The sequence below is a fragment of the Streptomyces sp. SAS_270 genome (assembly GCF_052543295.1).
On sequence record NZ_JBMNDS010000027.1, the window covers coordinates 64,380 to 85,929 of the forward strand.

General features: G+C 69.3%; 22 protein-coding genes. 8 read left to right on the top strand and 14 right to left on the bottom strand.

Annotation, left to right across the window (positions count from 1 at the left end; all coding sequences use genetic code 11):
• The first annotated feature begins 197 nt into the window (after window positions 1–197).
• Window positions 198–1,043, top strand: coding sequence for an AbfB domain-containing protein (locus ACN6LB_RS19905; RefSeq protein ID WP_445027107.1), 846 nt, complete (start codon window positions 198–200; stop codon window positions 1,041–1,043).
• A gap of 66 nt (window positions 1,044–1,109) precedes the next feature.
• Here ACN6LB_RS19905 and ACN6LB_RS19910 read toward each other — a convergent pair whose 3' ends face one another.
• Genes ACN6LB_RS19910 through ACN6LB_RS19945 form a run of 8 tightly spaced genes read right to left on the bottom strand, consistent with a single transcriptional unit; the run spans window position 1,110 to window position 7,690 of the window.
• Window positions 1,110–1,445, bottom strand: coding sequence for a metal-sulfur cluster assembly factor (locus tag ACN6LB_RS19910; protein ID WP_135329414.1), 336 nt, complete (start codon window positions 1,443–1,445; stop codon window positions 1,110–1,112).
• The gene (gene sufU, locus ACN6LB_RS19915) at window positions 1,442–1,906 is read right to left on the bottom strand and encodes a Fe-S cluster assembly sulfur transfer protein SufU (RefSeq protein WP_356142580.1); all 465 of its coding nucleotides are present in this window, start codon (window positions 1,904–1,906) and stop codon (window positions 1,442–1,444) included. Before sufU ends, ACN6LB_RS19910 begins: the two co-directional genes overlap by 4 nt.
• A 14-nt stretch (window positions 1,907–1,920) precedes the next feature.
• Window positions 1,921–3,177, bottom strand: a complete 1,257-nt coding sequence (locus ACN6LB_RS19920; protein ID WP_356142578.1) for a cysteine desulfurase — start codon at window positions 3,175–3,177, stop codon at window positions 1,921–1,923.
• The gene (sufC, locus tag ACN6LB_RS19925; RefSeq protein ID WP_356142576.1) at window positions 3,174–3,938 is read right to left on the bottom strand and encodes a Fe-S cluster assembly ATPase SufC; all 765 of its coding nucleotides are present in this window, start codon (window positions 3,936–3,938) and stop codon (window positions 3,174–3,176) included. Before sufC ends, ACN6LB_RS19920 begins: the two co-directional genes overlap by 4 nt.
• Before the next feature lie 7 nt (window positions 3,939–3,945).
• Window positions 3,946–4,266, bottom strand: a complete 321-nt coding sequence (locus ACN6LB_RS19930) for a bifunctional 3-phenylpropionate/cinnamic acid dioxygenase ferredoxin subunit (RefSeq protein ID WP_356142574.1) — start codon at window positions 4,264–4,266, stop codon at window positions 3,946–3,948.
• The gene (gene sufD / locus ACN6LB_RS19935) at window positions 4,266–5,447 is read right to left on the bottom strand and encodes a Fe-S cluster assembly protein SufD (RefSeq protein WP_356142572.1); all 1,182 of its coding nucleotides are present in this window, start codon (window positions 5,445–5,447) and stop codon (window positions 4,266–4,268) included. Before sufD ends, ACN6LB_RS19930 begins: the two co-directional genes overlap by 1 nt.
• 60 nt (window positions 5,448–5,507) lie before the next feature.
• Complete coding sequence (sufB, locus tag ACN6LB_RS19940; RefSeq protein WP_356142569.1) at window positions 5,508–6,932, bottom strand: Fe-S cluster assembly protein SufB; 1,425 nt, start codon at window positions 6,930–6,932, stop codon at window positions 5,508–5,510.
• The gene (locus tag ACN6LB_RS19945; protein WP_356142566.1) at window positions 6,929–7,690 is read right to left on the bottom strand and encodes a helix-turn-helix transcriptional regulator; all 762 of its coding nucleotides are present in this window, start codon (window positions 7,688–7,690) and stop codon (window positions 6,929–6,931) included. Before ACN6LB_RS19945 ends, sufB begins: the two co-directional genes overlap by 4 nt.
• A 160-nt stretch (window positions 7,691–7,850) precedes the next feature.
• On the opposite strand from ACN6LB_RS19945, the gene ACN6LB_RS19950 reads away from it, so the two are divergent.
• The 4 genes from ACN6LB_RS19950 to ACN6LB_RS19965 are packed head-to-tail and all read left to right on the top strand — an operon-like array spanning window position 7,851 to window position 11,442.
• On the top strand, window positions 7,851–8,684 hold the full coding sequence (locus ACN6LB_RS19950) for an aminoglycoside N(3)-acetyltransferase (RefSeq protein ID WP_445027108.1): 834 nt from the start codon (window positions 7,851–7,853) through the stop codon (window positions 8,682–8,684).
• A gap of 11 nt (window positions 8,685–8,695) precedes the next feature.
• A complete protein-coding gene (locus tag ACN6LB_RS19955; RefSeq protein WP_356142562.1) occupies window positions 8,696–9,619 on the top strand; it encodes an ABC transporter ATP-binding protein in 924 nt (307 codons plus the stop codon).
• Complete coding sequence (locus ACN6LB_RS19960) at window positions 9,616–10,386, top strand: ABC transporter permease (RefSeq protein ID WP_356142560.1); 771 nt, start codon at window positions 9,616–9,618, stop codon at window positions 10,384–10,386. The genes ACN6LB_RS19955 and ACN6LB_RS19960 overlap by 4 nt, the downstream gene beginning before the upstream one ends.
• A 42-nt stretch (window positions 10,387–10,428) precedes the next feature.
• Window positions 10,429–11,442 (top strand): COX15/CtaA family protein, encoded by a 1,014-nt coding sequence (locus tag ACN6LB_RS19965; protein ID WP_445027109.1) that lies wholly within the window; start codon window positions 10,429–10,431, stop codon window positions 11,440–11,442.
• On the opposite strand, the gene ACN6LB_RS19970 is transcribed toward ACN6LB_RS19965, so the two are convergent.
• The gene (locus tag ACN6LB_RS19970) at window positions 11,419–11,997 is read right to left on the bottom strand and encodes a hypothetical protein (RefSeq protein ID WP_356142556.1); all 579 of its coding nucleotides are present in this window, start codon (window positions 11,995–11,997) and stop codon (window positions 11,419–11,421) included. The genes ACN6LB_RS19965 and ACN6LB_RS19970 overlap by 24 nt on opposite strands.
• Window positions 11,998–12,094: 97 nt before the next feature.
• Window positions 12,095–12,724, bottom strand: a complete 630-nt coding sequence (locus tag ACN6LB_RS19975; RefSeq protein ID WP_445027110.1) for a hypothetical protein — start codon at window positions 12,722–12,724, stop codon at window positions 12,095–12,097.
• Between the two features lie 227 nt (window positions 12,725–12,951).
• Here ACN6LB_RS19975 and ACN6LB_RS19980 point away from each other — a divergent pair, with 227 nt between their 5' ends.
• A complete protein-coding gene (locus tag ACN6LB_RS19980; protein ID WP_445027111.1) occupies window positions 12,952–14,442 on the top strand; it encodes a hypothetical protein in 1,491 nt (496 codons plus the stop codon).
• 26 nt (window positions 14,443–14,468) lie between these two features.
• Here ACN6LB_RS19980 and ACN6LB_RS19985 read toward each other — a convergent pair whose 3' ends face one another.
• From ACN6LB_RS19985 to ACN6LB_RS20000, 4 genes are all read right to left on the bottom strand, one after another.
• On the bottom strand, window positions 14,469–15,257 hold the full coding sequence (locus ACN6LB_RS19985) for a nucleotidyltransferase (protein ID WP_445027112.1): 789 nt from the start codon (window positions 15,255–15,257) through the stop codon (window positions 14,469–14,471).
• Between the two features lie 18 nt (window positions 15,258–15,275).
• On the bottom strand, window positions 15,276–16,382 hold the full coding sequence (locus tag ACN6LB_RS19990; protein WP_445027113.1) for an amidohydrolase family protein: 1,107 nt from the start codon (window positions 16,380–16,382) through the stop codon (window positions 15,276–15,278).
• A 135-nt stretch (window positions 16,383–16,517) separates the two neighbouring features.
• Window positions 16,518–16,874, bottom strand: a complete 357-nt coding sequence (locus ACN6LB_RS19995) for a hypothetical protein (protein ID WP_356142546.1) — start codon at window positions 16,872–16,874, stop codon at window positions 16,518–16,520.
• 91 nt (window positions 16,875–16,965) lie between these two features.
• A complete protein-coding gene (locus ACN6LB_RS20000) occupies window positions 16,966–17,919 on the bottom strand; it encodes a heme o synthase (RefSeq protein WP_445027129.1) in 954 nt (317 codons plus the stop codon).
• Between the two features lie 389 nt (window positions 17,920–18,308).
• Between ACN6LB_RS20000 and tkt the strand changes: the two genes are divergently transcribed.
• Both tkt and tal read left to right on the top strand, forming a co-directional pair.
• Entirely contained in the window at window positions 18,309–20,396 is a 2,088-nt protein-coding gene (gene tkt, locus ACN6LB_RS20005; protein WP_445027114.1) for a transketolase, read from the top strand.
• Between the two features lie 34 nt (window positions 20,397–20,430).
• Window positions 20,431–21,549 (top strand): transaldolase, encoded by a 1,119-nt coding sequence (gene tal / locus ACN6LB_RS20010; protein WP_356142542.1) that lies wholly within the window; start codon window positions 20,431–20,433, stop codon window positions 21,547–21,549.
• Window position 21,550: the final 1 nt, after the last annotated feature.

Genomic DNA, 21,550 nt, shown 5'->3' on the forward strand with positions numbered 1-21,550 from the left:
CACCGCTCTGCGCCAGGCGGCCCAGCACTCCCGGCCGGGCGCCGGCAGCCTCGCACCGGCCCCTGAAATCTCATGGAAACCGCTCGCTGAAACGACTGTCGGAGGCCAACTGGCTCCACTAGTGTTTCACCGTTCAACACTTTTCCCTCACTTCACTCTCGCAGCCGTCGCCGTGGGCGCCGCCGGAGGATCAGCGCATGGCAAAGAAGAACCCCCGGTCCCCTCAGCAGCAACCGTGGGAGAACGGCTGGACCCCGGACACCTCCCGCGAGCCGGGAACGCGGCGGCTCTGGCTGGCCGGCGCCGTCGCCCTGGCCACCATCGTCGCGTGTGTGACCGCGATCGCCGTGATGGACAAGGATTCTGACGACACGTCACCTTCCGCGAGGGGTGCCGCGCCCGCGGCCGACACATCGGGGCCCGGCCTGATCTCGTTCGCCACCCCGCCCACCGGCAGCGCCGGCACCCCCAGCGGCACGAGCGGCCCGCCGTCCGCCCGGCCCTCCAAGACCGCCACCGGGCACCGCAGCACGAGGCCCACGGCCACGCCGACACCCACGGCCTCAGCCAAGCCGTCCAAGTCGCCCGCGTCCCACGGCAGTTCGTCCCGTCCGAAGCCCTCGTCGACCGGCACGTCCATCCGCTCGGTCAACTACCCCGACCGCTACTGGCAGGTGAGCGGCAGCTACGTCGCACTCGACCCGGTCGGCTCCCGCTCGGACCGGCAGGACGCCACCTTCAAACGGGTCAAGGGCCTTGCGGACGCCTCGTGTTACTCCTTCAGGACGTCGAACGGCAGCTACCTCCGTCATCGCAACTTCGTCCTGCGCTCCGAGTACGACGACGGCTCGTCGCTCTTCGAGCAGGACGCCACGTTCTGTCCCCGCGCCTCGTCCTACCCCGGCGCGGTCGCCCTGGAGTCGATCAACTACCCGGGCCGTTTCCTGCGTCACCAGAACTTCCGGCTGCGTCTGGACCCCTACCAGAACAGCGCGCTCTACCAGGCGGACTCGGCGTTCCGGCTGGTGCAGGGGCTGAGCTGAGTCCCACCGCCTGCAACGCGACGAGGCCCCCGGCTCAAGCCGGGGGCCTCGTCCATTCCGTGCGTCTCAGACGTTGAAGCCGAGCGCGCGCAGCTGCTCGCGACCGTCGTCCGTGATCTTGTCCGGGCCCCACGGCGGCATCCAGACCCAGTTGATGCGCAGTTCGTTGACGATGCCGTCCGTGGCGGACTTGGCCTGGTCCTCGATGACATCCGTGAGCGGACAGGCCGCCGACGTCAGGGTCATGTCGATCGTCGCGATGTTCGCGTCGTCGATGTGAATGCCGTAGATGAGGCCGAGGTTGACGACGTCGATACCCAGCTCGGGGTCGACGACGTCGTACAGCGCCTCGCGAACCTCTTCCTCCGAGGCCGGCTTCGTCAGAGTCTCGTTCTCGCTCATGCCGTCTTCCTCTCGGCGCTCTCACCCAGGACCTGGGCGGTCGCGTCCTTCCATGCCATCCAGCTCAGGAGGGCGCACTTCACACGGGCCGGGTACTTGGAGACACCGGCGAACGCAACCGCGTCCTCCAGGATCTCCTCCATCGTGTCGTCCGGCTCGATGCGGCCCTTGGACTGCATCAGCTCCAGGAAGGTCTCCTGGACCTTCTGCGCCTCGGTCACGTCCTTGCCGACGAGGAGTTCGTTCAGCACGGAGGCCGAGGCCTGGCTGATCGAACAGCCCTGGCCCTCGTACGAGATGTCCGCGATCCGCTCGCCGTCGTACTTCACGCGCAGCGTGATCTCGTCGCCGCACGTCGGGTTGACGTGGTGCACCTCGGCGTCGCCATCCCGCAAGCCCCGCCCGTGCGGGTGCTTGTAGTGGTCCAGGATGACTTCCTGGTACATCGAATCAAGCTTCACGTCTCAGCCGCTCCTCAGCCGAAGAAATTCCGGACGTGCTCCAGGCCGTCGACCAGAGCGTCGATCTCGGCCGGCGTGGAGTACAGATAGAACGACGCTCGCGTGGTCGCAGGAATTCCGTACCGCAGGCAGACCGGCCGTGCGCAGTGATGACCGACACGCACCGCGATGCCCTGCTCGTCGAGGACCTGGCCCACGTCGTGCGGGTGGATGTCGCCGAGCGTGAACGAGATCGCCGCGCCACGGTCCTCGGCCGTCGTGGGGCCGATGATCCGCAGGTCGGGAACGTCGCCGAGCCTCTTCACCGCGTACTCGGTGAGCGCGTGCTCATGCGCGAGGATCTTGTCCATGCCGATCGCGGACAGATAGTCGATCGCCGCACCGAGACCGACCGCCTGGGCGATCGGCGGGGTGCCCGCCTCGAACTTGTGCGGGGCGGGAGCGTAGGTCGACGAGTGCATCGACACCGTCTCGATCATCTCGCCGCCGCCGAGGAACGGCGGAAGGTCCTCAAGAAGCTCCTGGCGGCCCCACAGCACGCCGATGCCCGTCGGACCGCACATCTTGTGCCCGGTGAAGGCCACGAAGTCCGCCTGCAGCGCCTGCACGTCCATCGGCATGTGCGGGGCGGCCTGCGAGGCGTCGATCAGGACGAGCGCGCCGACCTCCTGGGCGCGGCGCACTATCGCCTCGACCGGGTTGACGGTGCCCAGGATGTTCGACACCAGCACGAAGGAGACGATCTTCGTCTTCTCGGTGATGATCTCGTTGATGTTCGAGAGGTCGAGGCGGCCGTCGTCGGTCAGGCCGAACCACTTCAGCTTCGCGCCGGTGCGCTGCGACAGCAGCTGCCACGGGACGATGTTGGAGTGGTGCTCCATCTCCGTGATGACGATCTCGGTCTCGTGGTCCACGCGGTAGGGCTCGTCGGCCCAGCCCAGCATGTTGGCCACGAGGTTGAGCGACTCCGAGGCGTTCTTGGTGAAGATCACCTCGTCGCGGCTCGGGGCGTTGATGAACGCGGCGACCTTGTCGCGCGCGCCCTCGTACAGCGCCGTGGCCTCCTCGGCGAGCACATGCACACCGCGGTGGACGTTGGCGTTGTAGCGCTCGTAGTACTCGCTCAGGGCGTCCAGCACCTGGCGCGGCTTCTGCGAAGTCGCCGCGTTGTCCAGGTACACGAGCTTCTGACCGTCGTGGACCTGTCGGTCCAGGATGGGGAAGTCCTTGCGGATCGCCTCGGTGTCGAGGAGGCCCGGCAACTGCGTCACGCGGATACGCCACCCTTCGTGTAAGCCTCGTAGCCCTCGTTCTCCAGCTTGTCGGCGAGCTCGGCGCCGCCGGACTCCACGATGCGACCGCCGGAGAAGACGTGGACGAAGTCGGGCTTGATGTAGCGCAGGATGCGCGTGTAGTGCGTGATGAGCAGGGTGCCCACCTCGCCGGACTCGCGGACGCGGTTGACGCCCTCGGAGACGACGCGCAGGGCGTCGACATCCAGGCCGGAGTCGGTCTCGTCGAGGATCGCGATCTTCGGCTTGAGCAGCTCCAGCTGAAGGATCTCGTGGCGCTTCTTCTCACCGCCGGAGAAGCCCTCGTTCACGTTGCGCTCGGCGAAGGAGGGGTCCATGGAGAGTCGCTCCATGGTCTCCTTGACCTCCTTGACCCAGGTGCGCAGCTTGGGGGCCTCGCCGCGCACGGCCGTGGCCGAGGTGCGCAGGAAGTTGGAGACGGAGACACCGGGGATCTCGACCGGGTACTGCATCGCCAGGAACAGGCCGGCGCGAGCGCGCTCGTCGACGGACATCTCCAGGACGTCCTCGCCGTCGAGGGTGACGGTGCCGCCGGTGATCGTGTACTTCGGGTGGCCCGCGAGCGAGTAGGCGAGCGTCGACTTGCCGGAGCCGTTGGGGCCCATGATGGCGTGCGTCTCGCCCTGCTTCACGGTGAGGTCGACGCCCTTGAGGATCTCCTTCGTGGCGTTGTCGGCCTCGACGGTGACGTGCAGGTCGTGGATTTCAAGCGTTGCCATGGGTTCCTCAGGACTCCTGGGTGAGGGAGACGAGCACGTCGTCCCCTTCGATCTTTACGGGGTATACGGGGACGGGGCGCGTCGCGGGAAGGCCGGACGGCTTGCCGGTGCGGAGGTCGAACGCGGAGCCGTGCAGCCAGCACTCGATCTGGCAGTCCTCCACCTCGCCCTCGGAGAGCGAGACGTTCGCGTGCGAGCAGATGTCGTTGATCGCGAACACCTCCCCCTCGGTCTTCACGAGCGAGACCGGCGTGCCGTCGAGTTCCACCCGCTTCGGGGTGTCCTCCTCCAGCTCGCTCAGCGCACACGCGCGTAGGAAAGCCGACATCAGACCGTGGCCTCCAGCTCCTCGTCGATCTTCACGAGAAGGCGTTCCTGGATGTCGTCGACACCGATCTGCTGGACCAGCTCGGCGAAGAAGCCGCGGACCACCAGGCGACGGGCCTCGTCGGCCGGGATGCCGCGGGCCATCAGGTAGAAGAGCTGCTCGTCGTCGAAGCGGCCGGTGGCACTCGCGTGCCCCGCGCCGACGATCTCGCCGGTCTCGATCTCCAGGTTCGGCACGGAGTCGACCCGGGCGCCGTCGGTGAGAACCAGGTTGCGGTTCATCTCGTAGGTGTCCGTGCCCTCGGCCTTGGCCTCGATGAGCACGTCGCCGATCCACACCGCGTGGGCGCCCTCGCCCTGGAGCGCGCCCTTGTAGACGACGTTGGACTTGCAGTGCGGGGTGTTGTGGTCGACCAGGAGGCGGTGCTCCTGGTGCTGGCCCGCGTCCGTGAAGTACAGACCGAAGAGTTCGGCCTCGCCGCCGGTGCCCGCGTAGGCGACCCGCGGGTGGAGGCGTACGACGTCGCCGCCGAAGGTGACCACGAACGACTTGAAGGTGGCGTCGCGGCCGATCAGCGCGTTGTGCTGGGCGACGTGCACGGCCTTGTCGTCCCAGTCCTGGACGGAGACGACGGTCAGCTTGGCGCCGTCGCCCAGGATGTAGTCGACGTTGGTGGCGAGCACCGCGTCACCGGTGTGGTCGATGACGACGACGGCCTCGGCGAAGGCGCCCAGCTCGATGACCTGGTGGCCGTAGGCCACGCCGCCCTCGCCGTGCACCGCGATGCGGATCGGCTCGGTGAGCACCGTCTCCTTGGGGACGGTGACCACGCCGGCCTTCTCGAAGGCGGAGTACGCCTGCGCGGCGACGCGGTCCACCGGGGTGCCCGCCCTGCCGATGCGGGCGTCCTCACGGCCGACGGTCTCGACGGTGACGCCCGCGGGGGCCTCCACGTCGACCTTCACGCCGGTGCCGGTGGCGGTCGCGGTGCCGTCGTGCAGCCCGCGCAGCCGCTCCAGCGGCGTGAACCGCCACTCCTCCTCGCGGCCGTGCGGGACCGGGAAGTCCTGCACGTCGAAGGACGGCGGCGCGCTCATGCGCGTGGCGACGGTCGACTCGGCGGCCACCGCGATCTGGCCCGCGGTGGTCGAGCCCACGGGGATGTTCTGAGCCTCAGCCATGGCTGTCGGTCTGCTCTCTTCCTACGTCAAGAAATCTGGCGACTGCTTCGGGGACGGGCCTTAACCGACCGCGCCTTCCATCTGCAGCTCGATCAGCCGGTTGAGCTCGAGGGCGTACTCCATGGGCAGTTCCTTGGCGATCGGCTCGACGAAGCCGCGCACGATCATCGCCATCGCCTCGAACTCGGTCAGACCGCGGCTCATCAGGTAGAAGAGCTGGTCCTCGGAGACCTTGGAGACGGTCGCCTCGTGGCCCATGGACACGTCGTCCTCGCGGACGTCCACGTAGGGGTACGTGTCCGAGCGGGAGATGGTGTCGACGAGCAGCGCGTCGCAGAGCACGTTCGACTTGGAGCCGTGGGCACCCTCGCCGATCTCGACCAGACCGCGGTAGGACGTACGACCGCCACCGCGCGCCACCGACTTGGAGACGATGTTGGAGGAGGTGTTCGGCGCCATGTGGACCATCTTGGAGCCGGCGTCCTGGTGCTGGCCCTCGCCCGCGAAGGCGATGGAGAGGGTCTCGCCCTTGGCGTGCTCGCCCATCAGGTAGACGGCCGGGTACTTCATGGTGACCTTGGAGCCGATGTTGCCGTCGATCCACTCCATGGTCGCGCCCTCGTACGCCACGGCGCGCTTGGTGACCAGGTTGTAGACGTTGTTCGACCAGTTCTGGATGGTCGTGTAGCGGCAGCGGGCGCCCTTCTTGACGATGATCTCGACGACCGCGGAGTGCAGGGAGTCCGACTTGTAGATCGGCGCCGTACAGCCCTCGACGTAGTGGACGTAGGCGTCCTCGTCGACGATGATCAGCGTCCGCTCGAACTGGCCCATGTTCTCGGTGTTGATACGGAAGTAGGCCTGGAGCGGGATCTCCACGTGCACGCCCTTCGGCACGTAGATGAAGGAGCCGCCGGACCACACCGCGGTGTTCAGCGACGCGAACTTGTTGTCGCCGACCGGGATGACGGTGCCGAAGTACTCCTTGAAGAGCTCCGGGTGCTCCTTGAGAGCGGTGTCGGTGTCGAGGAAGATGACGCCCTGCTCCTCCAGGTCCTCGCGGATCTGGTGGTAGACGACCTCGGACTCGTACTGGGCCGCGACGCCCGCGACGAGGCGCTGCTTCTCCGCCTCGGGGATGCCGAGCTTGTCGTACGTGTTCTTGATGTCCTCGGGCAGGTCCTCCCAGGACTCCGCCTGCTTCTCCGTGGAACGCACGAAGTACTTGATGTTGTCGAAGTCGATGCCCGACAGGTCCGAGCCCCAGTTCGGCATGGGCTTCTTCTCGAAGAGGCGCAGGCCCTTGAGGCGGAGCTTGGTCATCCACTCCGGCTCGTTCTTCTTCGCGGAGATGTCCCGGACGACGTCATCGTTGATGCCGCGCTTGGCAGAGGCACCGGCCACGTCGGAGTCGGCCCAGCCGTATTCGTAGTTGCCCAGACCCTCGAGCTCGGGGTGGGCAGTCTCCTCGATGGGGAGCGTCATGCGGGGTTCCTCCCGGCGGTGCTTGCAGATGCGTTGTGGCCGTATTGGTCGGTCTTGGAAATCTTGGGGATGAACGTCGTGCAGACGCCGTCGCCGTGCGCGATGGTGGCCAGCCGCTGGACGTGCGTGCCGAGCAGCTGGGAGAAGATCTCGGTCTCCGCCTCGCACAGCTGCGGGAACTTCTCGGCCACGTGGGCGACCGGGCAGTGGTGCTGGCAGAGCTGCTCGCCCCGCTGCGGAAGGGGGGCGCTCTTCGCCGTAGCAGCGTACCCGTCCGCGCTCAAGGCCTTGGCCAGCGCTTCGGCCCGCTCTTCGGGGGCCGCGGCCTCGACGGCCTTGCGGTAGGCACCGGCCTGCGCGGCGATCCTGGCACGGGCGAAGGCGGCGACGGCTTCCTCGCCTCCCTCGCGCTCGGCGATCCAGCGCAGCGCGTCCGCGGCGAGCTTGTCGTAGGACTGGTCGAAGGCGTCGCGGCCGCAGTCGGTCAGGGCGAACACCTTGGCGGGGCGCCCGCGCGTGCGCGCGCCGTAGACCCGCTGCTCGCGGGCCTCCACGACGTCGTCGGCGACCAGCGCGTCGAGATGCCGGCGGACGGCGGCGTGGGTGAGGCCGAGGCGTCCTGCGAGATCGGCGACCGTCGAGGGGCCGTGGTCCAGGATGGAGCGCGCGACCCGGTTGCGGGTGCTCCGCTCACCGGTCGCGAGTTCCTCCTGAGGGGCCCCCGTGGGGGTCTCCCGAGCCTCGCCGACGTTTTTCACAACGCCATTGTTGCGTAATTCCTCAGAGCCTGACAACCCGCACCCCGAGAGGGGGGCGGTGCGCTGCATCACTTAGGCATACCTAAGGTGACCTGCGGAAATGATCTTTGATCGATCAATTCGATGGCGCTGCCGACCGCGCTCCGGGACACTCCGAAGCATGCCCTCACCCCCTCCGACCGGCCCACTTGTCACTCGGAGCACCCTCACCGCACAGGTGCGCGAACTCGGCGTACGCCCCGGCGAGATCCTCCTCGCGCACACCTCCCTCAGCTCCCTCGGCTGGGTCAACGGCGGCCCGGTCGCCATCGTCCATGGGCTGCTCGACGCACTGGGCCCCGAAGGCACCCTGGTGGTCCCCACCCAGTCCGGCGAGCTCTCCGATCCGGCGCTGTGGAGCAACCCGCCCGTTCCCGAGGAGTGGTGGCCGACCGTCCGGGCGACGATGCCCGCGTACGACCCCCGTGTGACGCCCTCCCGGGGCGTCGGGGTGATCCCGGAGACCGTACGGAACTGGCCCGGCGCCCTGCGCAGCGCGCACCCGCAGACCTCGTTCGCGGCGATCGGCCCGCGCGCGGCGGCCGTCGTCGACGGGCACGCGCCGGACTGCCGGCTCGGTGAGCGCAGTCCGCTGGCCCGCCTGGAGGAGCTGGGCGCCCGGGTGCTGCTGCTCGGCGCGGGGTACGACACGTGCACCGGCTTCCATCTGGCCGAGTACCGGATCCCGTCGCCGCCGGTCGCGGTGGGCCGTCCGGGCCCGGACGGCTGGGAGACGGTGACCGAGGTGTCGATCAGCTCGGACCGCTTCGACGAGCTGGGGCACGACTTCGAGCGGGACCGTCCGGTCGTACGGGGCCGGGTGGGCGCCGCCGACGTACGACTGTTCCCCCTGGCCGACGCCGTCGGCTACGCCGAACGGTGGCTGACGCTGCACCGTCCGCGCGAGGAGGAACTCCCGGCCCCCGGCGACCGACCCGCCCGACGACGTCCTTAGACTTGGCGCTCATGCGAAGCGACCCCGTGGTCCAGGTCCAGGCCCTGGTGAAGCGGTACGGCACGAAGACCGCGGTGGACGGCCTCGACCTGGTGGCCAAGGCGGGCATCACCGCCGTACTCGGACCCAACGGGGCGGGCAAGACGACCACGGTCGAGACCTGCGAGGGATACCGCAGGCCGGACTCCGGCACGGTGCGTGTCCTGGGCCTCGACCCGGTCCGCGAGGCCGCCGCACTGCGGCCCCGCATCGGCGTGATGCTCCAGTCCGGAGGTGTCTACTCCGGCGCGCGGGCGGACGAGATGCTGCGCCATGTGGCCAAGCTGCACGCGCACCCCCTGGACGTGGACGCGCTGATCGAGCGGCTGGGGCTGGAGAGCTGCGGCCGTACGACCTACCGGCGGCTGTCCGGCGGCCAGCAGCAACGGCTCGCCCTCGCCATGGCCGTGGTGGGCCGCCCCGAACTGGTCTTCCTCGACGAGCCGACCGCAGGCCTCGACCCGCAGGCTCGCCGGGCGACCTGGGACCTCGTCCGCGACCTGCGCTCCGACGGCGTCTCCGTGATCCTCACCACGCACTACATGGACGAGGCCGAGCAGCTCGCCGACGACGTGGCGATCATCGACGCGGGCAAGGTCATCGCGCACGGCTCCCCGGAGGAGCTGTGCCGCGGCGGCGCCGAGAACACCCTGCGGTTCACCGGCCGCCCCGGCCTCGACGTGGGCTCCCTGCTGAAGGCCCTGCCCGCGGACTGCACGGCGGCCGAACTCACCCCGGGCTCCTACCGGGTCGGCGGCAAGGTCGATCCGCAGCTGCTGGCGACGGTCACCTCCTGGTGCGCCCAGCACGGCGTGATGCCGGAGAAGATCTCCGTCGAACGCCACACCCTCGAAGACGTGTTTTTGGAGCTCACGGGCAAGGAGTTGCGCTCATGACCACCGCCGGTACGTACACGCCGAAGCCGGGCGCGGCCCCGCTCGGGCGCATGATCGGCACGCAGGCCGTCCTTGAGACGAAGATGCTGCTGCGCAACGGCGAGCAGCTGCTCCTCACGGTCGTCATCCCGGCGCTGCTGCTCGCCCTGTTCAGCTCGGTCGACATCGTCGACACGGGCAAGGGCGAGGCGGTCGACTTCCTGGCCCCGGGCGTTCTCGCGCTCGCCGTGATGTCGACGGCGTTCACCGGTCAGGCCATCGCGACGGGCTTCGAACGCCGCTACGGCGTCCTGAAGCGGCTCGCGTCCTCCCCGCTGCCGCGCTGGGGTCTGATGGCCGCGAAGACCGTGTCCGTGCTGGTCACGGAGGTCCTCCAGGTCATCCTGCTGACGGCGATCGCGTTCGCGCTGGGCTGGTCCCCGCACGGCAACCCCCTCGCCGTACTGCTCCTGCTGGTCCTCGGCACCGCCGCTTTCTCCGGCCTCGGTCTGCTGATGGCCGGCACCCTGAAGGCGGAGGCGACCCTCGCCGCGGCCAACCTGGTCTTCCTGCTGCTCCTGGTGGGCGGCGGGGTGATCGTGCCGCTGGACAAGTTCCCCTCCGGCGCTCAGGACGTGCTCGGCCTGCTGCCGATCTCGGCCCTGTCGGACGGGCTGCGGGACGTGCTCCAGCACGGCGCCGGCATGCCGTGGGGGGACCTCGGGATCCTGGCCGTCTGGGCGGTCGCGGGGCTGGCGGCCGCAGGGAAATTCTTCCGCTGGGAGTAGGTATGGGGCCCTCGTGAAGGCGTGCACAAGCAGCCCCCTACGATGGGGAGCGTGCCGAACGTGACCCCCGCCGACGCCGTCCAGGCCGCGCGCAACCCGCTCTCCTTCATCGCCGAACGCTGGACCCCGGCGCCCCGCACAGTCCAGCGGGCGGCCCTCGCCGCGCTCGTGATGGCGGTCCTCATCGTGGTCACCGGCGGTGCCGTGCGGCTGACGGGTTCGGGCCTCGGCTGCCCGACCTGGCCCAAGTGCACCGACGACTCGCTGACCACCACCAGCGCCATGGGCTTCCACGGCGTCATCGAGTTCAGCAACCGCATGCTGACATACGTGCTGTGTGCGGCGGTCGGCTGGGCGATCATCGCCGCGCGGTCGGAGAAGCCGCGCCGGCGCAGCCTCACCCGGCTGGGCTGGGCGCAGTTCTGGATCGTCATGAGCAATGCGGTCCTCGGCGGGATCGTGGTCCTCGTCGGCCTCAACCCGTACACGGTCGCGGCGCACTTCCTGCTGTCGACCGCCCTGATCGCGGTCGCCACGGTGATGTGGCAGCGCACCCGCGAGGGCGACACGCCGCCGCGCCCGCTGGTCGGCAAGGCCGTGCAGCAGCTGGTGTGGTGCCTGGTCGCCGCGGCCGTGCTGCTGATCGGCGTGGGCACGGTCGTGACCGGCGCCGGGCCGCACGCGGGTGACTCCAGCGAGGTCAGGCGCATCCCGCTGGACTGGGAGACCATCAGCAAGCTGCACGCCGTGCTGGCCTGGATCGTGGTGACGCTGACGTTCGCGCTGTGGTTCGTCCTCAAGGCGGTCGACGCCCCGAAGGGCCCGCTGCACCGCACCCGCGAGCTGTTCCTGATCCTTCTCGGACAGGGCGTCATCGGCTACGTCCAGTACTTCACGGACCTGCCCGAGGCCCTGGTCGCCGTGCACATGCTCGGCTCGTGCCTGGTGTGGATCGGGGTGCTGCGGGTGCTGCTCGCGCTGCGCGAGCGGCCCCTGGCCGACCTCGGGATTCCGGGCCCCTCCCAGGCGGGCTCATCGGTCGGGGCCGGGGTCTGAGGGACGGTCGCCGGACGTCGGCATACGGTCGGCGGTCTTCTCCGCGGTGGTGAACACCGTCTCGAACACGCGGCGCATCTTGTCCACGGCCTCCCGCGCGAACATGCCGACGAGGGCCGCCAGGGCGGCCACCCCGTAGGGGTTGATGTCGTTCGAGGACGCCGTCGTCGTGGTCAGGCCGCCGCGCAGGACGAAGTAGACGATCAGCGCCATCATCGACCCGATGCAGGGCTCCAGGACGTACATGAGCAGCCAGCGCCGCTTCAGGCCCTGGTTGCCGACGTACTCGTAGAGCGAGCGCAGGACGTGCACCAGGGCGCCGAGCCCGCCGGCCGCCGTCACGACGAAGAACAGCCGTACGTCGCGCAGCAGGCCGAGCCGCCAGAACAGGATCCGCACCCGTGTCGCGTGCTCCTGCGCCGCGGCCGCGGAACCGGCCGGCGCGGGCGGCGGGGGCCAGGTCTGGAGCAGAACGGCGCCGAACGCGCAGGACAGGAGCAGCAGGAAGCCGGCCAGGGCGACGATGTCACGGGTCCGCGCGAACCTGGCGCCCACACCGGACACCACCCGCGGCGCCTCGGGATCCCGCTGTGGTGCGGGGGCTCTCGGTGGTTCTTCCGGCGCCGCTTCCGCTTCCTCCTCCGGCACGGCGCTACGGCTGGCTCGTGGCGGTGGGCCGGGCCTTCGTGTCCGCGGTGGGCTCCTGGCCCTCCGGCGCCGAGGCGATCAGGCCCGCCTGCTCCAGGCAGCGGGTGCCGCGCGGGGTGATGTCCCAGGAGTTGTACCGCCACTGGCGGCTCTTGGAGGCCACGCCGGACGACAGGAGCTTGCGGCCGAGCCTGCTGATCTCGGTGATGTCCACTTCGAGCCGCTTGGCGAGCTGTTCGTTGCTCAGGCCCGGCTCCTGCGCGATCTCGGTCAGGAAGCGGGCGGCGTGGCCTTCCGGGTCAAGGTTCAGTTGCAGGCCCGAGGGCAGCCGGCGCAGGGACCAGAACGTCACGTCGATCATGCCGAGCAGGCGTCCGCGCTGCTCGGCGCCCTTGTGCTCGTCACCGTCGCGGACATGCTTCCCGTACAGCCGCCGCAACCCGTCGTGGGCGGCCCGCAGTGCCGGTTCGTCGGCGGCCAGCGAGGCGTCGGTGATGAGCATGCCCAGAGAACTGAAGCAGCCCTCCGGGATCTCGTACTCCGACTTCATCTCGTCCATCAGGTCCTGCACCTCGGTCAGACGGTCGCACCGAGGACGCTCCACCACACCGGTTACCGCACTCGTTCCACTCATGTCACTCCCCCGGTCTCCGCGCCCGCTCTCGGGTCGACCATTCCACCATGCGCCGATGTCAAGTGACTGTCAAGTGACGAACCCATGATTCTTCGCGAGACCCCGGACGACCCGGGCGGAGTCCCTTTTGCGGCCTACCTGTTACACGTTCATCGACAAATCCGATACGCATATGCGACAGCGCACCGTTAGCATCTGATTACGCGCTCACGCTTCCGGGGGGAACCATGAACGAGAAGGCAACGCGCGGAGCCGCCCATTCGATCAACGGGGAATTACCGGCCGACCCGGCCGATCTCTTCGTCGCCCTCTACGACCGGCTTTCGGATGAGCACTTCCGTGCACGCAAACCGATCGGTTGGCGCAAGAATCCGACCGTAAGAGGACTTGCGGACGACGTGTGCGCGGACGTACTGAAGGACGGGTACGCCACGCCGGAGCTCGTGGGCCGGATCATCAGGGAACACGGAGATCGCGGCATCTTCGCCGTCCTCACCGGCCTCGACTGGGCCATGGGTGCGGCCAACCCCTTCATGCCCTGCTACGACGAGCCGGCCATGGGCCGGCTCGCCCGCCGCTACGCACGGTACGGCCGCTTCGACAGCCCCCGCGACGAGCAGGAGGCCGGCCTCCTGCTGCCCCGTTGCACACGACCGGGAAAACTGGCCGCCAATCCGACGAACAAACCGGATTTCTTCAACGTACACCGGGTCACTCCGGACAACTGCCGAGGAATCCAGCACGGCCGGATTTCGAGCAGAAATGACCTGGCATTCTCAGCTGGGGAAGCGATTTCCCTCGGGGCCGTCCCCCTGCTGGAAAGCAACGACGATCTGGAGTTCGGTTTCAGCCGTGACGACGACGTCGGCCTTTACCGGATCACACCCTCCACCGAACGTCTGAGCGAACGTATCGGCCAGGTCATCCGCAATCTCGGCGACTCGGACGCGGTGATCGGAACCCTGCCCGAGAGCACCCTGTCGAACGCGCTTCTCAGCCAGTGGCACCAGCTGCTCACCGAACTGCCCCAGGACAGCAGCCTGCAGTGGCTCCTGCTCGGGACCGGTCCGCTCGGCACCGACGACCCGCCGCCGAACCGGGCCGTCCTCGTCGACTGCCTCACCGGCCAGGCCGTGCTGGAGCAGGACAAGATGGCGGGCTTCACCATGGGCGAGGGCCAGGCCGTCCGGTGGGGGCTGCCCGGCGAGCCGCGCGACTGCCTCGCGGTCGAGGACATCACCCGGGGGCGGCATATCAGCGTGATGGAGTCGGCTCTGGGCCGCATCGCCATCCTGATCTGCGAGGACATCAAGCAGTCGGTCCTGTGGGAGGCGAAGTTCCAGGCCTTCGGGGTCTCCCACATCTTCGTCCCGCTGTTCGCCTCGCCGATCAGCCGCAAGCCCCAGGACCGCTGGGAGCGCGTGGCGGCCCAGCGCTGCGTCGAGGAGCAGGGCGCCTGGGTCGTCCTCTCCAACAGCCTGGCCGTCGGCGCCGGGATGGACCCGCGGCTCGATCCGGAGGACTGCTTCAACTGCGCCGTGGTGGGGCCCGCCGCCCGCCATCCGAAGCAGCACGGCAACTACCGCACCCAGTTCTCCCGGGCCCCCGGCGCCGTGGAACTCTCCCGCGTGGTCTACGAGAACGACACCCGGGTGGTCACCGAGGGAGGAAAACCCCTGCCGCTGCCGGTCGTCGAGGGCGGCTGGGCGGAGCCGTAGGCCGCGCATTCGCCCGGCCCGCACGCTCATCCGTACGCCGCGACCAGTCGGTCGATCGCGGGCCCCAGGAACGCCCGGGTCAGCTCGGCACGGCGGTCGAGCCACGGACCGGCCGGCGGCAAAGGCTCCCGGGCCTCGGCGGCCGCTCCGGCACGCCAGTCACCGCCGTACCGCCGCCCGCCGATGTCGTCGACCACCTCGACAGGCGCCCCCAGCCCCAGCAGGAGGTCCAGGGCCTCCCGCTTCGAGATCAGCCGGCCCTCCCGCAGCGTGACGCTCGCCCGGGCGAAGGTCACCATGCCCAGGTCGACCCAGATGTCCCGCGTCCACAGCCGGGCCTTGTCCACCGAGGGCCGCCAGAACTCCCGCTGATCGCGTACGACGAACTCGCGCAGCTCGGCGTCCGACACGGGCGGCAGCAGGTCCTCGGGCGGTTTGCCGTCCAGCACGAGCCCGAAGGCGTGCAGTTCGCGGCGGGTGACCGGGGTGACGGGCCTGCGCATCAGCCGGTCGTGGGCCCAGGTGAGGTGGGAGTGGTCGACGTCGGCCATCGCATCGGGCGTCAGATAGCTGCAGTGCACGTTCTCGGCGAGCGGCCCCGCCTTCCGCAGCCCCCGATGCAGCCGGACCACGCCGCGCACGCCGGCCAACGTCATCGGACGCTCCACAACCGCGATCAGATCGAGGTCACTGCGGCCCTCCTGGTAGTCACCGCCGGCCAGGGACCCGTGTGCCCATACGGCGACGGGGGCGAGATCTCCGACCGCGGCGAGGAAGTCGTCGAGCAGCCGGTCCGTGGATTGCCTGTCTGCCATCCGCACATTCTGCGGCGCTCACTCCACCCCGTACACCCGCCGGGCGTTCCCCGCCGCGATCAGCCCCGCCACACGTTGCGCGTCGGCCAGGGACCACGCCCCCTCGGCGACCCAGCCGCCGAGGACCCGAGCGAGCGCCTCCCGGAAGAGATGTGCGCCGACCACATGAAGTTCGGGCAGCCCGTGTGCGCCACTGGAGAAGAGGACCTTGCCGAAGGGCGCGAGTTCGAGGATCTCCGCCAGTACGGCCGCCGCGCGCGCCCCCGTCCGCACCAGGGCCGCGCCCACGTCGGCGTAGACGTGCGGGAAGACACCGGCCAGGTGTGCCGCGTGCCGGTGGTACGGGTAGCCGTACAGCAGGACGAGGTCGGTGCCGAGGCCGGCCGTGGCGCGGACGAAGTCGGTGAGCAGCACGGGGTCGGTGCGGTCCACCCGCAGGCCGGGTTCGCCGAGTCCGGCGTGCAGCTGGAGGGGCAGGCCGGAGGCCACCGCGATCCACAGCAGATGTCTGAGCACCACCGGATCGCTCAGCGGCCCGCCCACCCGGCGCCCGGTGAGCCAGCGGCCCACCGCGCCCCGCACCTCCCCCGGCCCGGGCGGCTCCGGCGCGAGCGCCAGACCGTGCCGTACGCCCGCCACGGAGGTGAAGGCCACGGCGTTCGCGGCGGCCCCGTGGACGGACTCGGCGAGATTGGCGAGAAAGGACTCGACGGTGCCCGAGGTGTCCGCGACCTGTTCTGCCAGTAGCTCCAGACGGACGATCTCGTGCGCCTGGGCGTCGCCCGCGGACGCCATCTCGCGCGGTCCGGTGAGGTCGCCGGGCAGACCGGTGTCGACGAGGTACGTCGTGATGCCGCTGCCCCGCAGCAGCCGGCGTCCCGTCTCCAGGACACCGAGTTCGCGGCGCCGCGCCAGGTAGCGGGCGGGCGGGCAGTGCGGTTCCAGACCCAGCAGCGGCGGACACCAGCGGCGTACGGCGAATCCGGTCTGGGTGTCGAAGAAGGTGGTGCCGGGAGCCGGCGGGCCCTCGGTGCGGGCGAGGTGGGCCTCGAAGGTGCCGAGGCCCAGCTCCGTCCTCAGTACGCCGTGGCAGTACTGGTCCACCAGGGACGGCGTTTCGATCATCCGGGCTCCCCGTGACTGGACCGTGCCTCTTCAGGTCCTAACGGGTGAACCGGTCATCAGGTGCTGCTCTCCCACACCCCGTGCGAACAACCGACAGTTGTCGGCCGTCGGCGAGGCCGCGCACCGGGGGCGTCGTCAGCCCTTGCCGGCGCCGCCGACCTGGATGCCCGCCATCCGCTTCCACTCGTACGGCCCGGTCTCGACCTTGGCCGCGAACTCCCCGTCGAACGTCTCGTGCACGGTGATCCCGGCCTTCCGCACGGCCTGCTCGGCGATCGCGTGGGTGGGTGCCACGAGGTCGCCCCAGCCGCCGTCCTCGCCGACGAGCACGATCCGGGCGCCCTTCTGGCCGATGTACGCGATCTGTCCCTCGGCACCGCCGTGCGCCGTGGCGAAGGCGGAGATCTGCTTCGCGAGCTTGGCCGTCCTGCGCTCGGCCCTGGCGTCCTGGGCGGCGCCGGTGCTCTCGTCAACCTGCTGGGTGTCTGCCATGGCCAGGATGCTACCGACGGGTAGATCAAACGGCGACGGGCGGGGTGCGTGGCCTTGACCACGCGCCCCGCCCGAGCGGAGAGCCGAGTGCCTAGCGCAGGAAGGGGTCCACCGCGACGGCCACGAAGAGGATCGACACATAGGTGATGGACCAGTGGAACAGGCGCATCTCCTTGAGCTTGCCGCCCGTCGCCTCGGCCTTGGCACGGTTTTGCAGCCCGTGCGCCTCCCAGAGCCAGAAGCCGCCGGCCGCCAGGGCGACGACCGTGTAGAACCAGCCGGTGTAGCCGAGCGGGGTGAGCAGCAGCGAGACCGCGACCATTCCCCAGCTGTAGATGACGATCTGGCGGGCGACCACCTTGTTGGAGGCGACGACCGGCAGCATCGGCACGCCCACGCGCGCGTAGTCGTCCTTGACCTTCATGGACAGCGGCCAGTAGTGCGGCGGCGTCCAGAAGAACATGACGAGGAAGAGGATGACCGGCGCCCACGACATGGAGTTCGTGACGGACGACCAGCCGATGAGCACCGGCAGACAGCCCGCGATGCCGCCCCAGACGATGTTCTGCGACGTACGCCGCTTGAGGATCATCGTGTAGACGACGACGTAGAAGAGGAGCGCTCCGAGCGACAGCCACGCCGACAGCCAGTTGACGGTCAGGCCGAACAGGAGCGTCGAGACGACCGCCAGCGAGATGCCGAAGGCCAGGCACTCGCGGGGGCTGACCATGCCGGTGACCAGCGGGCGCTGCGAGGTGCGTTCCATCAGGGCGTCGATGTCACGGTCGATGTACATGTTCAGCGCGTTGGCGCCGCCCGCGGACAGATAGCCGCCGAGGCAGGTGAGGAGCACCAGCTTCAGGTCGGGCACACCCTGCTGGGCCAAGAACATCACCGGAACGGTGGTGATCAGCAGCAGTTCGATGATCCGCGGCTTGGTCAGCGCCACAAACGCCTTGACACGGGCCCCGAACGGCCGCTGGCCCCGGCTGCTGCTCTCCGCGAGCACCCCGGCTGGACGGGATTCGACGGCCGTCACGCACACCCCTGACAGAGACATCCCAGCAAGCCCCGGGTGTGAACTCCCGGTAAAGGCTCGCGCGTACCACGCCACTGTAGACGTTGCCCAGACCCCGACCTTCGCGGGGGTGGGGTCGTGTTGGGGAGCGCCCGCGAAGAGCGGGCCGGACCGCTTCCGACCCCTCGCACGAAGAGCCGGGTGCCACTCAATTGAGTACTCGAACGAGCGACTCCGTATTCACCTGCCGAATAAGGAACGCACCGGCCGGGAGGCGGATCGTGAAGAGTCCCGGCAGTCTGGAATGACTCGAAAAAACGCACGTTCTTACGGGGGTAGGCTCGACAACGGCCGGTGGGCGCCCAGTGCACCGGCATTCGACATGCGTGACATGTGGAGAGGAGCCCTGACCCAGGGTGAGCACCAAGCCGACCACCACAGACCTCGAGTGGACCGAGTTGGACCAGCGGGCCGTTGACACCGCCCGCGTCCTGGCCGCCGATGCCGTACAGAAGGTCGGCAACGGCCATCCCGGTACGGCGATGAGCCTGGCGCCTGCCGCGTACACCCTCTTCCAGAAGGTGATGCGGCACGACCCGGCGGACGCCGACTGGGTGGGACGGGACCGATTCGTCCTGTCCGCCGGTCACTCGTCCCTGACCCTCTACACCCAGCTGTACCTGGCCGGTTTCGGCCTGGAGCTGGACGACCTGAAGGCGTTCAGGACGTGGGGCTCCAAGACCCCCGGCCACCCCGAGTACGGGCACACCACGGGCGTCGAGACCACGACCGGCCCGCTCGGCCAGGGTGTCGCCAATGCCGTGGGCATGGCGATGGCCGCGCGCTACGAACGCGGTCTGTTCGACCCGGAGGCCGCCCCCGGCACCTCTCCGTTCGACCACTTCATCTTCGCGATCGCCGGTGACGGCTGCCTCCAGGAGGGCATCTCCGCCGAGGCGTCCTCGCTGGCCGGTCACCAGAAGCTCGGCAACCTGGTCCTGCTGTGGGACGACAACCACATCTCGATCGAGGGCGACACCGAGACCGCGGTCTCCGAGGACACCGTCAAGCGGTACGAGGCGTACGGCTGGCATGTGCAGCGCGTGGCCCCGAAGCCGGACGGTGACCTCGACCCGCACGCCCTGTACGACGCGATCGAGGCGGCGAAGGCCGTCACCGACCGGCCGTCGTTCATCGCGATGCGCTCGATCATCGCCTGGCCGGCCCCGAACGCGCAGAACACCGAGGCCGCGCACGGCTCGGCACTCGGTGACGACGAGGTCGCGGCCACCAAGCGTGTGCTGGGCTTCGACCCCGAGAAGTCGTTCGAGGTCGCCGACGAGGTGCTCGCGCACAGCCGTGAGGCCCTCGACCGCGGCGCCCAGGCCAAGGCCGAGTGGGAGAAGGGCTTCGCCGCCTGGCGCACCGCCAACCCCGAGCGCGCCGCCGAGTTCGACCGCATCGCCGCGGGCGAGCTGCCGACGGGCTGGGAGGAGAAGATCCCGGTCTTCGAGGCGGGCAAGGGTGTCGCGACGCGTGCCGCGTCCGGCAAGGTCCTGCAGGCGCTCGGCGCGGTGATCCCCGAGCTGTGGGGCGGCTCGGCCGACCTCGCGGGCTCGAACAACACCACCATCGACAAGAACAGCTCCTTCCTCCCGGCGGACAACCCGCTGCCGGAGGCGGACCCGTACGGCCGAACGATCCACTTCGGTATCCGTGAGCACTCGATGGCCGCGGAGATGAACGGCATCGCGCTGCACGGCAACACGCGTATCTACGGCGGCACCTTCCTGGTGTTCTCCGACTACATGCGCAACGCGGTCCGGCTGTCGGCTCTGATGCACGTGCCGGTGACGTACGTGTGGACGCACGACTCCATCGGTCTGGGCGAGGACGGCCCCACCCACCAGCCGGTCGAGCACCTGGCGACGCTGCGTGCCATCCCCGGCCTGAACATCGTCCGCCCCGCCGACGCCAACGAGACGGCGATCGCCTGGCGCGAGATCCTCAAGCGCTGGACGAAGGTCTTCGGCAAGGGCGCCCCGCACGGTCTGGCGCTGACCCGCCAGGGTGTGCCGACGTACGAGGCCAACGAGGACGCCGCCAAGGGCGGTTACGTGCTGTTCGAGGCCGAGGGCGGCGCGCCCGAGGTCATCCTCATCGCCACCGGCTCCGAGGTGCACGTCGCCGTCGAGGCGCGCGAGCAGCTCCAGGGCTCGGGGGTCCCGACGCGGGTGGTCTCGATGCCGTCCGTGGAGTGGTTCGAGGAGCAGGACCAGGGGTACCGGGACAGCGTCCTGCCGCCGTCCGTGAAGGCACGGGTCGCGGTCGAGGCCGGGATCGGTCTGACCTGGCACCGGTTCGTCGGGGACGCGGGTCGCATCGTTTCCCTGGAGCACTTCGGGGCTTCCGCCGACGGCAAGGTGCTCTTCCAGGAGTTCGGTTTCACTGCCGAGAACGTCGCCGCCGTAGCCCGGGAATCGATCGCCGCAGCCCAGCGCTGACGCTGATATACGACACGTAGGAGATGCAATTTCCATGACAGACGCACTCAAGCGCCTCTCCGAGGAAGGCGTCGCGATCTGGCTGGACGACCTGTCGCGCAAGCGGATCACGTCCGGCAACCTCGCGGAACTGATCGACCAGCAGCACGTCGTGGGCGTCACCACCAACCCGTCGATCTTCCAGAAGGCGATCAGCAGCGGTGACGGTTACGAGCAGCAGCTCACCGATCTCGCCGCCCGCAAGGTCACCGTCGAAGAGGCCATCCGCATGATCACGACGGCGGACGTCCGTGACGCCGCCGACATCCTGCGCCCGGTTTTCGACGCGACCGGCGGCCAGGACGGCCGGGTCTCCATCGAGGTCGACCCGCGCCTGGCCCACCACACCACCGCCACCGTCGCCGAGGCCAAGCAGCTGGCCTGGCTGGTGGACCGTCCGAACACGCTCATCAAGATCCCGGCGACCAAGGCGGGCCTGCCCGCGATCACCGAGGTCATCGGCAGGGGCATCAGCGTCAACGTCACGCTGATCTTCTCGCTGGAGCGCTACCGCGAGGTCATGGACGCCTACCTGGCGGGCCTGGAGAAGGCGAAGGCCGCGGGCCTGGACCTCTCCAAGATCCACTCGGTGGCGTCGTTCTTCGTGTCCCGCGTGGACACCGAGATCGACAAGCGGATCGACGCCCTGGGCACCGACGAGGCCAAGGCCGCGCGCGGAAAGGCCGGCCTCGCCAACGCGCGGCTCGCCTACCAGGCGTACGAGGAGGTCTTCTCCTCTGACCGCTGGGCCGCTCTCGACAAGGCGCAGGCCAACAGGCAGCGTCCGCTGTGGGCCTCGACCGGCGTCAAGGACAAGGCCTACAAGGACACCCTGTACGTCGACGACCTGGTCGCGCCGAACACGGTGAACACCATGCCGGAGGCGACCCTGTTCGCCGCCGAGGACCACGGGCAGATCACCGGCAACACCATCGCCGGTACCTACGAGCAGGCGCGCGCCGAGATCGACGCCGTCGAGAAGCTCGGGATCTCCTACGACGACGTGGTCCAGCTGCTGGAGGACGAGGGCGTCGAGAAGTTCGAGGCGTCCTGGAACGACCTGCTCAAGTCGACCGAGGCGGAGCTCCAGCGCCTCGCCCCCTCGGAGGGCTGAA

Bases quoted from the DNA above. Each gene is read 5' to 3' on its own strand.
- ACN6LB_RS19905 (WP_445027107.1), top strand. From the start codon at position 198: ATGGCAAAGAAGAACCCCCGGTCCCCTCAGCAGCAACCGTGGGAGAAC.
- ACN6LB_RS19910 (WP_135329414.1), bottom strand. From the start codon at position 1,445: ATGAGCGAGAACGAGACTCTGACGAAGCCGGCCTCGGAGGAAGAGGTT.
- sufC (WP_356142576.1), bottom strand. From the start codon at position 3,938: ATGGCAACGCTTGAAATCCACGACCTGCACGTCACCGTCGAGGCCGAC.
- ACN6LB_RS19930 (WP_356142574.1), bottom strand. From the start codon at position 4,266: ATGTCGGCTTTCCTACGCGCGTGTGCGCTGAGCGAGCTGGAGGAGGAC.
- sufD (WP_356142572.1), bottom strand. From the start codon at position 5,447: ATGGCTGAGGCTCAGAACATCCCCGTGGGCTCGACCACCGCGGGCCAG.
- sufB (WP_356142569.1), bottom strand. From the start codon at position 6,932: ATGACGCTCCCCATCGAGGAGACTGCCCACCCCGAGCTCGAGGGTCTG.
- ACN6LB_RS19950 (WP_445027108.1), top strand. From the start codon at position 7,851: ATGCCCTCACCCCCTCCGACCGGCCCACTTGTCACTCGGAGCACCCTC.
- ACN6LB_RS19955 (WP_356142562.1), top strand. From the start codon at position 8,696: ATGCGAAGCGACCCCGTGGTCCAGGTCCAGGCCCTGGTGAAGCGGTAC.
- ACN6LB_RS19960 (WP_356142560.1), top strand. From the start codon at position 9,616: ATGACCACCGCCGGTACGTACACGCCGAAGCCGGGCGCGGCCCCGCTC.
- ACN6LB_RS19965 (WP_445027109.1), top strand. From the start codon at position 10,429: ATGGGGAGCGTGCCGAACGTGACCCCCGCCGACGCCGTCCAGGCCGCG.
- ACN6LB_RS19975 (WP_445027110.1), bottom strand. From the start codon at position 12,724: ATGAGTGGAACGAGTGCGGTAACCGGTGTGGTGGAGCGTCCTCGGTGC.
- ACN6LB_RS19980 (WP_445027111.1), top strand. From the start codon at position 12,952: ATGAACGAGAAGGCAACGCGCGGAGCCGCCCATTCGATCAACGGGGAA.
- ACN6LB_RS19985 (WP_445027112.1), bottom strand. From the start codon at position 15,257: ATGGCAGACAGGCAATCCACGGACCGGCTGCTCGACGACTTCCTCGCC.
- ACN6LB_RS19990 (WP_445027113.1), bottom strand. From the start codon at position 16,382: ATGATCGAAACGCCGTCCCTGGTGGACCAGTACTGCCACGGCGTACTG.
- ACN6LB_RS19995 (WP_356142546.1), bottom strand. From the start codon at position 16,874: ATGGCAGACACCCAGCAGGTTGACGAGAGCACCGGCGCCGCCCAGGAC.
- tal (WP_356142542.1), top strand. From the start codon at position 20,431: ATGACAGACGCACTCAAGCGCCTCTCCGAGGAAGGCGTCGCGATCTGG.